This is a genomic window from Dyadobacter sp. 32 (assembly GCF_902506755.1).
Taxonomy (GTDB): domain Bacteria; phylum Bacteroidota; class Bacteroidia; order Cytophagales; family Spirosomataceae; genus Dyadobacter.
The window spans coordinates 2,634,274-2,648,542 of the sequence record NZ_LR735258.1 but is presented as its reverse complement, the minus strand read 5'-3'; the positions used below and the strand labels follow the sequence as shown (position 1 = coordinate 2,648,542).

15 protein-coding genes are annotated in these 14,269 nt (G+C 44.8%); 4 read left to right on the top strand and 11 right to left on the bottom strand.

Translation table 11 applies throughout. The annotated features are described in order from the left end of the window. Positions 1 to 5 precede the first annotated feature (5 nt). Complete coding sequence (locus tag DYADSP32_RS10670) at positions 6 to 1,151, bottom strand: Gfo/Idh/MocA family protein (protein ID WP_149242748.1); 1,146 nt, start codon at positions 1,149 to 1,151, stop codon at positions 6 to 8. Positions 1,152 to 1,252: 101 nt separating this feature from the next. After that, positions 1,253 to 2,383, bottom strand: a complete 1,131-nt coding sequence (locus DYADSP32_RS10665) for a Gfo/Idh/MocA family protein (RefSeq protein WP_149244895.1) — start codon at positions 2,381 to 2,383, stop codon at positions 1,253 to 1,255. Between the two features lie 239 nt (positions 2,384 to 2,622). On the opposite strand from DYADSP32_RS10665, the gene DYADSP32_RS10660 reads away from it, so the two are divergent. Then, a complete protein-coding gene (locus DYADSP32_RS10660; RefSeq protein ID WP_149242749.1) occupies positions 2,623 to 3,858 on the top strand; it encodes an MFS transporter in 1,236 nt (411 codons plus the stop codon). Positions 3,859 to 4,023: 165 nt separating this feature from the next. Further along, positions 4,024 to 4,686, top strand: a complete 663-nt coding sequence (locus DYADSP32_RS10655; RefSeq protein WP_149244896.1) for a Uma2 family endonuclease — start codon at positions 4,024 to 4,026, stop codon at positions 4,684 to 4,686. 30 nt (positions 4,687 to 4,716) lie between these two features. Here DYADSP32_RS10655 and DYADSP32_RS10650 read toward each other — a convergent pair whose 3' ends face one another. Next, positions 4,717 to 7,125, bottom strand: a complete 2,409-nt coding sequence (locus DYADSP32_RS10650; RefSeq protein WP_149242750.1) for an endonuclease MutS2 — start codon at positions 7,123 to 7,125, stop codon at positions 4,717 to 4,719. Positions 7,126 to 7,210: 85 nt separating this feature from the next. Then, on the bottom strand, positions 7,211 to 7,741 hold the full coding sequence (locus DYADSP32_RS10645) for a hypothetical protein (RefSeq protein WP_149242751.1): 531 nt from the start codon (positions 7,739 to 7,741) through the stop codon (positions 7,211 to 7,213). Positions 7,742 to 7,925: 184 nt separating this feature from the next. On the opposite strand from DYADSP32_RS10645, the gene DYADSP32_RS10640 reads away from it, so the two are divergent. Beyond that, a complete protein-coding gene (locus DYADSP32_RS10640) occupies positions 7,926 to 8,258 on the top strand; it encodes an iron-sulfur cluster biosynthesis family protein (protein ID WP_414617686.1) in 333 nt (110 codons plus the stop codon). Between the two features lie 13 nt (positions 8,259 to 8,271). Here the strand turns inward: DYADSP32_RS10640 and DYADSP32_RS10635 are convergent, their stop codons facing one another. Continuing rightward, entirely contained in the window at positions 8,272 to 8,844 is a 573-nt protein-coding gene (locus DYADSP32_RS10635; protein WP_149242753.1) for an NUMOD4 domain-containing protein, read from the bottom strand. 52 nt (positions 8,845 to 8,896) lie between these two features. Here DYADSP32_RS10635 and DYADSP32_RS10630 point away from each other — a divergent pair, with 52 nt between their 5' ends. Continuing rightward, entirely contained in the window at positions 8,897 to 9,256 is a 360-nt protein-coding gene (locus DYADSP32_RS10630) for a CoA-binding protein (RefSeq protein ID WP_149242754.1), read from the top strand. 85 nt (positions 9,257 to 9,341) lie between these two features. On the opposite strand, the gene DYADSP32_RS10625 is transcribed toward DYADSP32_RS10630, so the two are convergent. From DYADSP32_RS10625 to DYADSP32_RS10600, 6 genes are all read right to left on the bottom strand, one after another. Then, complete coding sequence (locus DYADSP32_RS10625; protein WP_149242755.1) at positions 9,342 to 10,343, bottom strand: beta-ketoacyl-ACP synthase III; 1,002 nt, start codon at positions 10,341 to 10,343, stop codon at positions 9,342 to 9,344. A 163-nt stretch (positions 10,344 to 10,506) separates the two neighbouring features. Continuing rightward, positions 10,507 to 11,220 carry a CDP-diacylglycerol--serine O-phosphatidyltransferase gene (pssA, locus tag DYADSP32_RS10620; protein WP_149242756.1) on the bottom strand — a complete coding sequence of 238 codons (714 nt, stop codon included), beginning with the start codon at positions 11,218 to 11,220 and terminating at the stop codon, positions 10,507 to 10,509. A gap of 30 nt (positions 11,221 to 11,250) precedes the next feature. Then, positions 11,251 to 11,889, bottom strand: a complete 639-nt coding sequence (locus DYADSP32_RS10615) for an MBL fold metallo-hydrolase (protein WP_149242757.1) — start codon at positions 11,887 to 11,889, stop codon at positions 11,251 to 11,253. Between the two features lie 61 nt (positions 11,890 to 11,950). Next, positions 11,951 to 12,664 (bottom strand): hypothetical protein, encoded by a 714-nt coding sequence (locus tag DYADSP32_RS10610; protein ID WP_149242758.1) that lies wholly within the window; start codon positions 12,662 to 12,664, stop codon positions 11,951 to 11,953. A 33-nt stretch (positions 12,665 to 12,697) separates the two neighbouring features. Then, positions 12,698 to 13,381, bottom strand: a complete 684-nt coding sequence (locus DYADSP32_RS10605) for a hypothetical protein (RefSeq protein WP_149242759.1) — start codon at positions 13,379 to 13,381, stop codon at positions 12,698 to 12,700. 114 nt (positions 13,382 to 13,495) lie between these two features. Continuing rightward, entirely contained in the window at positions 13,496 to 14,215 is a 720-nt protein-coding gene (locus DYADSP32_RS10600; RefSeq protein ID WP_149242760.1) for a hypothetical protein, read from the bottom strand. Between the last annotated feature and the right edge of the window lie 54 nt (positions 14,216 to 14,269).

Below are 14,269 nucleotides of genomic sequence, written 5' to 3'. Positions count from 1 at the left end.
AATTATTAAACTTCCACCCATCCTTGTTTTTTGTTGCTTTCCAGGATTCTTTCGCAGATGAGCAATTCGCGGTATCCATCGGCGAAGGTTGGGAATGTGGGGTTTTCGGGCTGCTTGCCTTGCTCTATTGCTGCATACACTTCTTTGAAAAGTTGTTTGGAGGTATCCGAAAAGCCTTCATTATGGCCTCCGGGGAAAGTGATCAGAGAGCGTACGTCAGGATTTACCAGCGATGGATCACGGATAAGCACTTCATTGCTCTTATCACGGTTACCAATCCACATCTCATTCGGTGCTTCCGATGTCCAGTTAAAAGTCTTTTTGGAGCCGGAAATTTCAAGCGTCATGCGGTTTTTCCGTCCGGCAGATACTTGAGAGACGGTGATGACCCCTTTGCTGCCGTTGTCGAAACGCAACAGAACGTTGGCGTGATCTTCTGTGGTAATGGGCACATCAGCGTAGTCTTCGGGCGTAAGCATTTTATCGGAATAGGTTTCCACTGGTTTCAACGGCTTCTTCCGGGTTTTGTGAATGGTGTTGAAATCGGCCAGAACGGCAACCGTTTTCAGACCGGTTATATATTCCAGGATGTCCATCAGGTGGGATCCTATATCAGCAATGGCGCGAGAATCGCCTGATTTATCTGGTTCAAGGCGCCAGTTGTAATCGGTTTCGTAGAAGAGCCAATCCTGTAGGTATGAGCCTATGAAAGAATAAATTTCACCCAGATCGCCACTTTCTCTCATGGATTTCATCTGGCGGGCCAGGGGATAGTAACGCAGGTTAAAGTGCACGGCATTAACCAACCCGGATTTTGCAGCAAGCGCTACCAATTCTTCGGCTTCTGCAAGGTCTTTGGCCAAAGGCTTCTCACAAATCACATGTTTCCCCGCCAATAGCGCTGCTTTGGATTGGGAATAATGCAGAAAATTTGGCGTGCAGATATGGATAGACTGAATGTCGTCTTGTTTGAGCAAGTCATCAAAGGTGTAGGAACGTTCAATTCCCAGCATATCCGCCTTTTCTCTGGCAAGTTCAGCAGTTACTTCACAAAGTGCCACCACTTCTACATTTGGAAGGCGTCTTAACGCTTCAATGTGTGCGGGTCCAATGAAGCCGGTACCTACAACGCCAACTTTAATTTTGTTCATAAAATGATTTAGTAAAATAAATGAAAAATTGTGCGACTTAAATAGTTCTGTTAAAGCGTTTGCGAAGCTAACGCCTAACTCGTATAACTCGATGCGTTCACCTAAAAATCAGTCCATTTCAGGTCTGATTTGTTCGACGCAATCACAGCATCAATGAATTTCATGCCTCTCAGACCGTCTTTTTCGGTCGGAAAGTCATAGACCGGATCAACCGTTGTACCTTCCATACGTGCTCTTACGTGCAGGGCGAAGTTGCGGTAGAGATTGGCGAAAGCTTCGAAGTAACCCTCGGGATGGCCCGCGGGAACACGTGTGTGTACCTGCGCTGCCTGGGATAAATTTCCTACACCCGTTCTTACCAGGCGCGTTCCCTGGTTGGTTTTGTGAATCAGTGTGTTTGGCTCCATCTGATTCCATTCCAATCCGCCGGTTTCACCGTATACGCGTATGTTGAGGTCGTTTTCCTCACCGTTTGCGATCTGGCTGTTCTGCAGGATACCCTTTGCACCATTATTGAAGCGGAGAAGTACGTGAGCATCATCGTCAAGAAGGCGCCCTTCTACAAAAATGGTAAGATCGGCGCAGAGTTGCGTGATGTGAAGTCCCGTGACATATTCTGCCAGGTTTTCGGCGTGCGTGCCGATATCTCCCAAACCACCCGACGCACCTGAACGAGCCGGGTCTGTACGCCATTCTGCTTGCTTGTTGGTGCCCTGTCCTTCCACAAAGCTCGAAAGCCAGCCCTGCGGGTACTCTACAATCACTTTACGGACTTTGCCAATGGCGCCGTTGGCGATCATCGCACGAGCCTCCTTTACCATAGGATAGCCGGTATATGTATGTGTCAGGCAGAAAAGTAATCCGGTGGATTCGACAAGTGCCGCAATTTCTTCGGCTTCCTCGGTATTGAGGGTAATGGGTTTGTCACAAACAACGTGAAAACCATTCTGAAGAGCTAATTTAGTTGGGCCGTAATGAACAAAGTTGGGTGTTACGATGCAAACGAAATCCATCCGATCACCTTCCGACAGTTCTTTTTCCTTCAGGATCATTTCTTCATAGTCTGCGTATACCCTGTTTTCTGGGAGATAGAGGGCTTTTCCTGTTTCCTTTGATTTTTCGGGATTAGAGCTAAATGCACCGCAAACGAGTTCTATTTCCCCATCCATTATCGCTGCACGGCGATGAACACCTCCAATAAAAGCGTCGAGTGTTCCACCCACCATACCCATCCTGATCTTTCTTGACATTCCTGTTGGTTTAAAGTTTAAAAAAAGATTTTACTGTAAGAAAGAGTAGTATCCATGACTCTTACTACTTACAAATATAATTTTATAGGGCTGAAATCTCACTTTTCACAACAAACTGGTAGTAGAATTGAAAAGTATTTGTTTTTTTTGTGAAAATCTTAAATAAAATCAATATTCCCAAGTCGTTCAATATATCATTTAATATCAAACCCGCTTAACCAATGACCCAAACAGTTAACAGCTCACGACTTTTTAACGCAAGTTGTTTTGCCCTGATTACCACTGCGTTTTCATTTAGTATTCGTGCCGGGATTCTGTCTCAGCTTGGCACTGAGTTCAATCTCACTGCTTCGCAACTGGGATTTATCAACTCAATGGCATTTTTGGGTATGCCATTATCTATGGTCGTCGGCGGATTGGTTTACCATACCGTCGGTCCGAAAATCATCATGCAAATCGCTTTTGTGTGTCACGCGATTGGTATTATCATGACCATTTATGCAGGTGGTTATGCAGGTCTTTTGATATCCACTTTCTTCATCGGGATTGGAAATGGTTGTACTGAGGCAGCGTGTAATCCGATGATTGCGGATAGCTATTCCGGCTTGCAGATGGGGAAAATGCTCAACCGTTTTCACATGTGGTTCCCGGGAGGTATTGTAGTAGGAAGTATATTGTCGGAGTTTATGACGGGTGCAGGTTTCGGCTGGCAGGCGCAAATATGGGTCTTGATGATTCCAACCATTATTTATGCATTCCTTTTTTATGGACAAGCCTTTCCCAAACCGCATATTGATGGCGTACGGTCCTTGGGAGAAAATTTTAAGGCTATGTTCTCTCCCTTGTTTCTTTTCATATTTTTCTGCATGGCATTTACGGCTATCAGTGAGTTCGGACCACAGCAATGGACTGGCATGATCATGAGTAAGAGTGGAGCAAAACCCATGCTGATTCTTGCCTTGGTGACCGGTCTGATGGCGGTTACCAGATTTTTTGCAGCACCTATCATCAAAGTGGTTGGTCCTACCGGCATCCTGTGGGGCTCGTCCATACTGGCAGCGATAGGAATTTACCTTTTTAGCACGGTAACAGGCCCGGCGGCCTATGCAGCGGCAGTGGTATTTGCAATGGGTGTGGCGCTGTTCTGGCCTACTATGATTGGATTCGTTGCGCAGTATATTCCGTTGAGCGGGGCTCTGGGTATGTCTGTGGTTGGCGGGGTAGGAATGCTCTCGACCGCTATATTTCAACCCTTCATTGGTGGCTGGATCGACGATGCAAAAGCGGAAAAACTTGCAGCGGGCTTAACGGGTGATGAAATGGAATTGGCAGCGGGGCAGGCAACTTTACAAACTATGGTGTTGTTCCCGGGTATCCTGATCATTGCATTTGGCATCTTGTATTTCTGGATGCGTGGTCGTAAGGCAGAGAATGCAGCAGCCATTGCGAGTCATTAAGCGTTAGTTAATAGAGAATTTAACACCAAAAGGGGATGTCGTAAGGCATCCTCTTTTGCGTTATTTAAGTCGATGGAAGGATACAGGATTACGCCCCTGACTTTTTGTTTAAAGAGAATGATTTCGCTATTTTTGAATGTATTACTATTTTGAATGACAAACGGTATGATGCCCGAACTGGTTGATAAATTGTTGGATGAGCCCAACGTGGTCTTTATACTCGAAAAGGTACAGACCGCTCTGGCTAACGAAGCAGAAAGCCGCAAGGCCTTTTATGACTGGATCAAAGAAGATCAGAAAGCAGAATTCATCAACGGAGAGATCATCATGCATTCACCTGTTAAACGAAATCACCTGAATGTAGTAGGTAATTTGTTTACCCTATTACGTGTATATGTCATCTCCCGAGATCTTGGTCAGGTTGACTCGGAAAAGGCCCTGATATCGCTTACCCGAAACGATTACGAACCTGATATCTGTTTTTGGGGGAAAGAAAAGGCGAAGTTTTTCCATGAAAACCAAATGCAGCATCCAGCTCCTGATCTCATCGTTGAGGTGCTCTCAAAAGGTACGGTCGATCGGGACAGGGGAATCAAGTTTAAAGATTATGCCGCCCATGGGGTAGGGGAATACTGGATTGTCGATCCCTTAAAAGAAACGGTTGAAAAGTATATTCTGGATATAGACACCATGGAATACGATGAGCCCGTTTTTATTCATCCAAAACAAGTTATCGATAGTAATGTTGTTGACGGTTTTGTGATACCGGTTCGTGCCATTTTTGATCAGAAAACCAATATGGAGGTTCTTTCAGGTATGATGTCCTGACCCTGCCAATTTCTTCGTAGAAAATTAAATTTATTTCAACTTTACAATCGTGACCCCTGCACCGCCTCGGTCGGGGTGCTCATCCTGCATGCCGGCTACGTGAGAATAGCCTTTCAGATGGTTTCGGACCAATGTTCTCAATATCCCGTCACCTTTCCCGTGTACGATGCGGAGCTCGTCGTAACCAAGCATGATCGCGTTATCCATAAATTGGTCCACGAGGCCTAGTGCTTCTTCACCGCGTTTCCCGCGCATATCCAGATTAAAACTGAAATTCAGCATACGCTCGTTCATGTCAACTCCTTTGGCGCTGGTTTTCAGGTTCTTTTCACCTGTGGCATTACGATACGTTTTATTGGAAACCTTTTCCAGCCGGTTTAATTTTATGGTTGATTTAAGATCTCCGATCCTGATTTCGGCATCTTTTCCCTTCAACACAAGTACTTCGCCAATGGCCGTTTGCCCACTGATGCGCACGTAGCTTCCTACGGCTATGGCGCCGCTTTCAGCCTCAAAAACTTCTTCCTCCTGAACCGGTACTTCTACCTGCTCTATGACCAGATTCTTTTTATTGAACTTTTCGAGTTCTCCTCTTACCGTTTTGGTTTTTTCTTTTTCTGCTTTGTTTTCTTTTATTTCACGTATGGTATTCTCAATCAGTTGATTGGCGTCTGATAGTAACGTTTTTGCTTTTTGTTTTGCCTCATTTACAATCTTTTTCTGGTTGTTTTCGAGGCTAGATCTGAGGGTGGTGTAATCTGCGAGCTCGTTGGCCAGTTTCCTTTCTTTTATACCCAGCTGTATATTTTTATCTGCAAAAACTTTCCTCTCAATATCCAGTTCTTTCAGCAGTTTTTCGAAATTCACTTGCTGCGTTCCTAATTTCTCTTTGGCCCGGTTGATTACGGAATTCGGTAAACCAATTTTGGACGCAATCTCAAATGCAAAGGAACTACCCGGACGACCTATTTCGAGCTGGTAAAGTGGTTCAAGATGTTCACCATCAAAGCGCATGGCACCATTGACCAGGCCTGCTGTTTTGTCAGCGAGTACTTTGAGATTGGTATAATGGGTGTTGATGACTCCATAAGCACCTGATTTTGTCAGATCTTCAAGGATCGCTTCGGCTATCGCTCCGCCTAGCCCCGGTTCTGTTCCGGTGCCAAACTCGTCAATGAGGAACAAAGTACGTTTGTTAGCCAACGTCAGGAAGTGCCGCATGTTGGTTAAATGTGAGCTGTAGGTGCTCAGGTCATTTTCCAGCGACTGCTCATCGCCAATATCAATGAAAATATTCTGGAAAAATCCCATGGAGGAGCCGTCTTCCATCGGAACCAGCAGGCCACATTGAAACATGTATTGAATGAGTCCTACCGTTTTTAATGCCACGGACTTGCCACCGGCATTCGGTCCTGATACGATGAGAATACGCTCCTTCTCCTGAAGCTCAATGTTGAGTGGCACCACTTTTTTTCCCTGCTTCTGAAACGACAAGTGTAGAAGCGGGTGTCTTGCATTTCGCCAGTCTACAAATTGCCTGTTGGTGAATTGGGGATAAATGGCATTCATTTCAATCGCCAGCCGCGCCTTGGCCCGCAGGTAATCCATCAAACCCAGGAAGGAATAGGCCTTTTGTAAGTCAGGGACGAAGGGGCGAAGCAGGTCGGTAAGTTGCAGTAAAATGCGGTTTATTTCCCTGCGTTCCTCATACTCGAGTTCACGTATCTCGTTGTTGGATTCAAATACATCAGTGGGTTCAATAAAAACGGTTTGACCCGTGGCAGATTCATCGTGAACAAAACCTTTCAGTTTTCGTTTATGTTCCGAGGCAACCGGTATCACCATCCTGCCATTACGCACAGTGAGTGAAACATCTTCACTGATCCAACCATTGCTCTTGGCGCTTCGGAGCATGGTGTCCAATTTTTTACGTATTCCAGCCTGCTCTGAAATCAGTTGTTTGCGAATACGGGATAATTCGGTCGACGCGCTGTCGCGGACCTGTCCCCGATCATCTATGACGCGGTCTATGGCATCAGTTATCGCTTTTTCTATTTTTACCGATTTGGCATATTCGCTAAGGAGAGGGAAAGTTCCGGGTTCCTGACTTTCAAAAAAACGAAGGCAAAGCCTGATCGTCTGTAGGGAAACGCTGATGTCGGAAAATTCACTCTGGGTGAGCAACATGCCTTGGATGGCTGCTCGTTTCAGAAAAGGAGTAACATCAAGATAATTTTGGGACGGGAAATTTTCGCCGATTTCAATAATACGCTTCATCTCGGCGGTCTGACTTACCAGTTTTTCCACCATGCTGAAGTTATCTGAAAACCTGATTTTTTCTACAAAACCAATTCCCAGAGGACTGATACACGCCTCCTTAAGTTTTTCTCTGAGCTTATCAAAGCCAAGCTTCTGCTCTATGGTATTAGGATACAGCATTCTTATTTTGTTTGGGTTAGCCGTTAAGGCAATAACCCGATTTTGAGTCTGGATGATAAAGGCTTGGTTCCGCTCGGATGCAAGCTCATCTGAAAAGCGTTTGAATCTCCTTTTTCAGGAATTTTAAAGCGTGCGTGGATGGCTGAATTTCTTTTTCGATTACCTGAGACAGGATTGTTTTGGCCAGATCCGTTGCCGGAGCGTCAGGAGCAACCACACCCGATGACTGGTTAATGATGGAAACAACTTCGTTCATGGCGTTGGCAACTTGTTCCCAGGCATCGTTGCTCATGTAAATTTGCTGCGACAAATTGTGATTGTACTCTTCCCTGATTTCAAACAGAAGCAGAGTCTGCAGTTCCTGTGCGCTTCCGCCTGATGCAACCAGGCGAAGAAGCAAATTGCCGGGGGTAATCCTTTCCAGAAAAAGGCACATCCGTTCATAAGCCTGCAGACGAAGCGGCAGTGTTATTTCAACATTTCGGGTTACAATGTCCCACTTTTGTTTCTCAAAAACCTTGGAAGCCACTGTGGTTATGGTGAGGTACATTCCGAAAGTCATGATAGACCCTAAAAGCAGGACAATAAGTAATGGGTATATTTCTGTTGCAGCCATGCTGACGCGGTTAAACTAAATTAAGCTGCAAAATTACAGCATAACTAGAAAATTAACAGATACAGGAGAAAATTTAACTAAATATGATTTGAACTGCAGGGAACCAGAATTAGTTGAAGAGGTTAATGATAGGAGAATGTGATAATTGTGAAGTGGTTACTAAATGAAGCAACCGGGGTCGTAGATGAAGGCCCCGCCCATAAAGTATGAAGAAATGGTAATGAAGAATCCTGTTCAAATCACTCCGAAGGCGATAGAAGAAATCAACAATACCTTACAAGCCAACAAAATACCGGACACTTATGGTTTAAGAGTGGGTTTGCGCGGAGGTGGATGCGGTGCCACATTCCTGCTCGGCTTTGATACTCCCACAGAAATGGATCAGGCTTACACGATTGAAGGGGTAAGGGTCATAATCGACAAACGTCACCTGATGTATGTGCTGGGAGTTTCGGTAGACTACGAGGATGGAATGAACGGCAGCGGCTATACGGTTTCCGCAGGTGACAAAAAATGAATTAAGTTGTCAATTAATCCTCAATGGTAACATGTTTCCAGTTTTCTCCTGATCGGATCCGGTTTAGCTGAGTATGGGTTATACCGAACTGCTTGGCAATCATTTTAAGACGATTGTTATCATTTTTCAGCAATTTTTTTATAATCCGGACTTTACTTTCAGTCAATTTGTAATTTTTAGTCCGCCTTGGAATCACCCTATTAATGAAAGCCGGATTTTCTTTACTATGGGCGATCATGGTTTCTTTGGTGACCCATTTAATATTCTCATAGTAATTATTCTGCTTTTCAAAGTCCAGGTGGATAACGTAAACGTGATCAGGGCTTTCTTTTTCAGTAAAATATTCAGCAACCAGCTTGTGCACGTATCGGTTGATGGTTTTACCACCAGCCGCACGAATGTTTAGGGAACGGTAACCCTGAATGACCGACCCTTTGATGATGGACCCTTCTTTCGGATTGGTTTGAAAACTTTTCAGCCGGCCATAATTGGAAACCTCATAATGTGGTGCATTTTCCACCTCTGAAAATATTATTTTGGCCCATTTTTCGTTCCAATAGCTTCGGCTTACATTTGGTTCATTCATTGGTGTAGGAATTATCGTATTCTAATAAGTTAATTTTAATTCAAAATTACATATGAAACGGACATTAATTATAGGAGCTTCCCCGGTTCAGTCAAGATATTCATCATTGGCCGCACAAAAATTAAAAATGCACGGCCATGAAATCTTTTTGATCGGCTTAAGAGCGGGTGTAGTCTTTGGTGAAGAAATACACCGGGAAAAAGTAGAGTGGACCAAGATAGATACCGTAACTCTTTACATTAACCCCAGTCGTCAGCCAGAGTATTACAACTATATCATTTCACTAAATCCCAAACGTGTCATATTTAATCCTGGTACTGAAAATCCCGAATTCGAGAATATTTTATTGAATACAAATATCGTACCAGTTCGAGGGTGTACGCTTGTTATGCTGTCAACCGGACAATATTAATTCAATATTGGTCATTTTGGTAAACAACAAGACGATACGAAAGCATATCAGCTAACCCCTGCGACCTGGTTCATTTGTTTCCTTTTTACCACCTTATCAATGCCGAGGCCCAGGTGAACCCGCTTCCGAAGGCCGCCAGGCAGACCAAATCTCCCTCTTTAAGCCGGCCGTTCTCCCAGGCTTCACATAAAGCAATAGGAATAGAGGCGGCTGTTGTATTCCCAAAGCGCTGAATATTATTCATCACCTGGCTTTCGTCAAGGCCCATTTGTGTTCTAACGTAGTCACTGATACGGATGTTGGCCTGGTGGGGTACAAGCAGATTAATGTCGGTTGGCTGAAAGCCGTTCGCATCCAGCGCTTCACTGATCACCTCACCAAATCGAACGATTGCATGCTTGAATACCGCGTTCCCATTCATATGTACGTTGAAACCGCCATCATCGATCATTTCTTTGGTGGCTGATCTGCCCGGCCGGCTACTCCCCGGCTCTTTTACATATAAATCTTCTGCGAACCGGCCATCCGCATGAAGGTGCGTAGATAGTATACAATGTTGTGGATTTTCTGTCGCTTGTAGCACAGCTGCACCAGCACCGTCTCCAAAAATAACAGCGATGTTTCGCCCGGCGGTGCTTTTGTCGATCCAGCTGGATTGTATTTCCGAACCTACTACCAAGGCAGATTTGTACATCCCTGATTTGATAAACTGATCTGCAATGGATAATGCATACACAAACCCCGAACATTGTTCACGGATGTCAATAACTGGTTTTCCGTCCATCCCGAGTTCCCTTTGCATGAGAAAGGCAGAACCCGGGAAAAAGTAATCCGGCGTTATGGTAGCGTATACAATGACGTCGACCTCATTTGGCGTGAGACCGGCCCTTTCCAGGGCAATCCGGGAGGCTGCCGCAGCCATGCTGTAATTGGTGTCCTTTCCGTGCTCAAAAAACCGGCGCTCCTTTATTCCGGTACGTTCCTGAATCCATTGGTCGGAAGTTTCCATCCACTGTGTCAGATCGTCATTGGTGATCACTTGTTCGGGAACGTAGTACCCGAGCCCTGTAATACGCGAATATGTCATAATCCTTAGTTAGGTCTTTATATAGATTGTCGAGTTGAACTAAGATTCTACCTGGTTACTGGTCAATTTTGTAATCCGATAACAGATTTTAAAAAGTCTTATCTGCCAGCCGGACAAAATTAAAGGTTTAGGCTTCCCAAATCCTGCGGAACATTTTCACCCTTTAATTGTCCGACGAAGCCTTGTCGGACAATAAATTGGATGCCAATGACAAAAGTATATACAGCAATAATATTACTGGTACGGCGAGGATTTTGAGAAATAACAACAGTACGATAGTTAGCAGTAAAAATACATAACGAAATTCATTACCTTTCCACGCAAAGGATTTGAATTTCAATGCAATTAATGGCATTTCCATGACGAGGAGGTAGGACATCACCAGCGTGAGAACGAGGAGGTTGGTGGTGTTGATGATATAAGGTTTCCATTGCTCGTGCGTATGGACAATGATTGGCAATGATCCGATCAGCATCGCATTGGCTGGCGTGGGTACACCTATAAAAGAGTCGGACTGCCTGGGGTCATTATTGAACTTGGCCAGACGGATTGCCGAAAAAATGGCAATAATAAAAGCTGGATAAGCTTTCCAGATTCCCATTAGGTCGGGTATACTTTCCATGAGCATCTGGTAGACGATAATGGACGGAAGCAGTCCGAAAGTTACCATATCTGCCAGCGAGTCGAGGTCTTTTCCAATAGGTGAACTTACGCCTAACAGCCGGGCAAGAAATCCATCGAAGAAATCGAAGATCAGGGCTACGCCTATCAAGCCACAGGACAGCAGGAGATTGTTATGGAATGCCTCGACTACGCCAATGCAGCCGCAAAGCAGGTTGCCACAGGTGAGCGCATTAGGTAGGTTACGACGGATCATCTTGAGAGGGTAAAATGGTGTAAACCTGATTTATCGAAGAAATGGATTGTTTTTCTTTTCGAAGCCAATGGTAGTAGGTTCCATGTGGCCGGCGTAAACCGTGTAATCATCCGGTAAAACGAAAAGCTGTGTCCGTATGCTGCTGAGCAATGTGTTCATATTGCCACCGGGTAAGTCGGTGCGTCCAATACTCTGCCTGAACAGCACGTCGCCGCCAATAACAAAGCGCTGCGCATCATTCACAAAGGCGATGTGTCCTGGTGCATGCCCAGGAACAAATAATACTTTGAGTGTTGACTTGCCAAAATTAACGCTGTCGCCTTCATGGAGATGAACGTCAATTTCGGGTTCACTGAACTGTGCAAAACCATAATTTGAAGCGTAAGACTTGACAGCCTTCAGAACGGGCTCTTCCAATTGATGGAGATAAAACGGAATCTGATATTTTCTTTTTACTGCTTCTACACCCAGTACGTGGTCAATGTGTGCATGTGTGTTTACAATTTTGACAGGCCTCAGTTGGTTATTTTCGATGTAGGTCGTCAGCTTATCCAGCTCTGCTTTTTCGTAACATCCCGGATCAATGATAATCGCTTCACCCGTATCGTCGTGCAAAACGTAGGTGTTCTCCGAGAAAGGATTAAATGTAAAAGGTTGTATATGTATCATTCCTGCAAAGTTACTAGAAGGTTCAACCCGATTTGTGGTTAACGCCAATCATTTTTGAAATTCAAGGTGCGGTCTTTACCCCTACAGCTGCATAAATGCGATCAAAATAGAGTGCAATATTTCCCTTAAATACCGTGTGAACACCTACACAAAGCCATATTTCGCCAGCCGGGGAGGGCTTCACCTGAACGGCCAGGTTGGCGTTACTACGGGTAAGCGGTCTGTAATATGTGGAATCCAGGCCATTGGCAACGTTTCCCAACAAAAGCATTTCACTGCCACTTTTCCCGAGCGGGCCTTTTTTGATGGATACAAGGTACCGATCATTAGTTAAAGTTTTTTTTGGCTCTTCGGCGGATGCCCCTGCTTTTAAATAAACAATCCTGCCAGCTCCGCCAACGGTATCGGGCAGACTGGATGCAAGATCAATCTGATACGCGACCTTGTAAATTTTTGCCGGATCAAGATTGGTTATTTTTTTCTTAACAAATAGAAAAAGACTGTCGCCAGCGTTCGTTCCCTCCATCTTCAATCCATGAAATTTACTTTTTAAGACGTCCGGAAGCAATTCCTGTTTGAGGGTAAAGCGCACAGTATTTTCATTCGCAGTAGTGTACAGTGCAGCATCTCCGGACCAATCATCAACGCCGGTTTCAAAAGTTGAATCAAAAAAAGTAATGGGCAGCGGGTCAGGTGCTTTGTGGCAACTCTGTAAGAATATCAGGAATGCCACCAAACTTCCAATTCCCGTCCATTTCAATATGTTTTCAGACATTTTATTTTTTCTCACGCCGATAGAAACACTATATTATTGCGAAATGGTAGCTTTTATACGATCAAAATAGAGGCTCGTAGGCCCTTTGTAACCGGACTCAATTCCTACACAGAGCCATATTGCACCATTTTTATCAGAAACAACGGACACAGGCTTACTAAAGTTTTGTTTGTTTACGATTACAAAACCCGACCGTGCGGTTCCATTGGAAATATTTCCAATGGATACCATTTGCGTTCCATCGGATTCACCAACACCTCTTGAAAGGTTAAATTTAAGATCGGTACTGGTTACAGGTTCAACCAGAGAAGCTCCCGCTTTTAACAGAACCGACATGCCTGCCGGCGTGTTTTGAGGATAATTTGTGGCGAGATCAATCTCCAGAATCACACTGTATGTATTCCCTGGTGTGAGTCCGCCAACCTGCTTTTTGATATACGTGAACTGGCTTGTGCCAATATTTCGGCTGTAAACATGCAAAGCATGTTTTGTGGTATCCAGTCCGGTGGGAAGGGTATCTCTCTGGATACTGAGTTTGATGCTATCGGGTGGTGTAAGTGGAGCATATTCCGCGACACCGCCAGTCCAACCGGCATCCTCACTGCTTTCAAAATCGAATATTACCGTTTTTTTTGCAGAAATACTGAAGTTCTCATTGTTACAGGCCCAAAAACATAGCGCTAATCCGAACAGGGCAGTAAGTTTTAATACGTTCATTTACCGGGGATGATATTTATTCTGCAAATATAGTTTAGAAATCGCTCTTGATCGGGTACAAATAACAACAGCGTTGCATGACCTGTCACACAACGCTGCTTTGAGGTGGATTCTCTAATTGCTTAATACCGGCACCAGTGTTACCCTGATCCTGTCGTAATACAAAACGGTAAGGCCCTCAAACCCGGAATCGGTACCAACACATAGCCAGAGATTGCCTTCTGCATCTGTTTTGGCTTCAACCGGCTTGGTCAGATTATCCCGCTGGATCAGTTTGTATTTAAACTCCGTTAAACCATTCGCAACGTTTCCGAGAACGGTAAGTTCTTTACCTCCTTCGGACTGATTACCTTTGTCCAGATTGAATTTGTAGAATGAACCGTCCAAAACGCGGGCAGGTTCTGTGCCCGAGGCACCCGCTTTCAGGTACACCGAGCTGCCCGGTGAACCTCCGATACCGACACTGCTTTCAGGATAGGATGTCCCCAGGTCGATCTCAAAATAAACTTTGTATGTTTGTTCGGACTGTAACCCACTTACTTTTCTTTTCAGGAACATAAACATATCGTCGCTGCGGTTGTGGCTTTGGATCCGCAAACCGTGTCTTGTTGTATCTATGGCACTCGGCAACGCAGATCTTCTGAAACTGAATTCTATCGAACTACTGTCGATTTCCTTGCTGTATTCGGCCAGGCCACCCGTCCATCCTCCGTCTGTTTCCTCAAAAGTAAATTCTCCCACCTGAACCGGATTGGGGTTCTCATTACTGGTCATGTCACACCCTGCCATGGCTACGGCCATTGCAAGCATTCCCCACATTCTGTAATTTTTCATAGCACAAAAACTGTTTGGTAAATTTTAAAACAACACGCATCTAACATCAGTCAT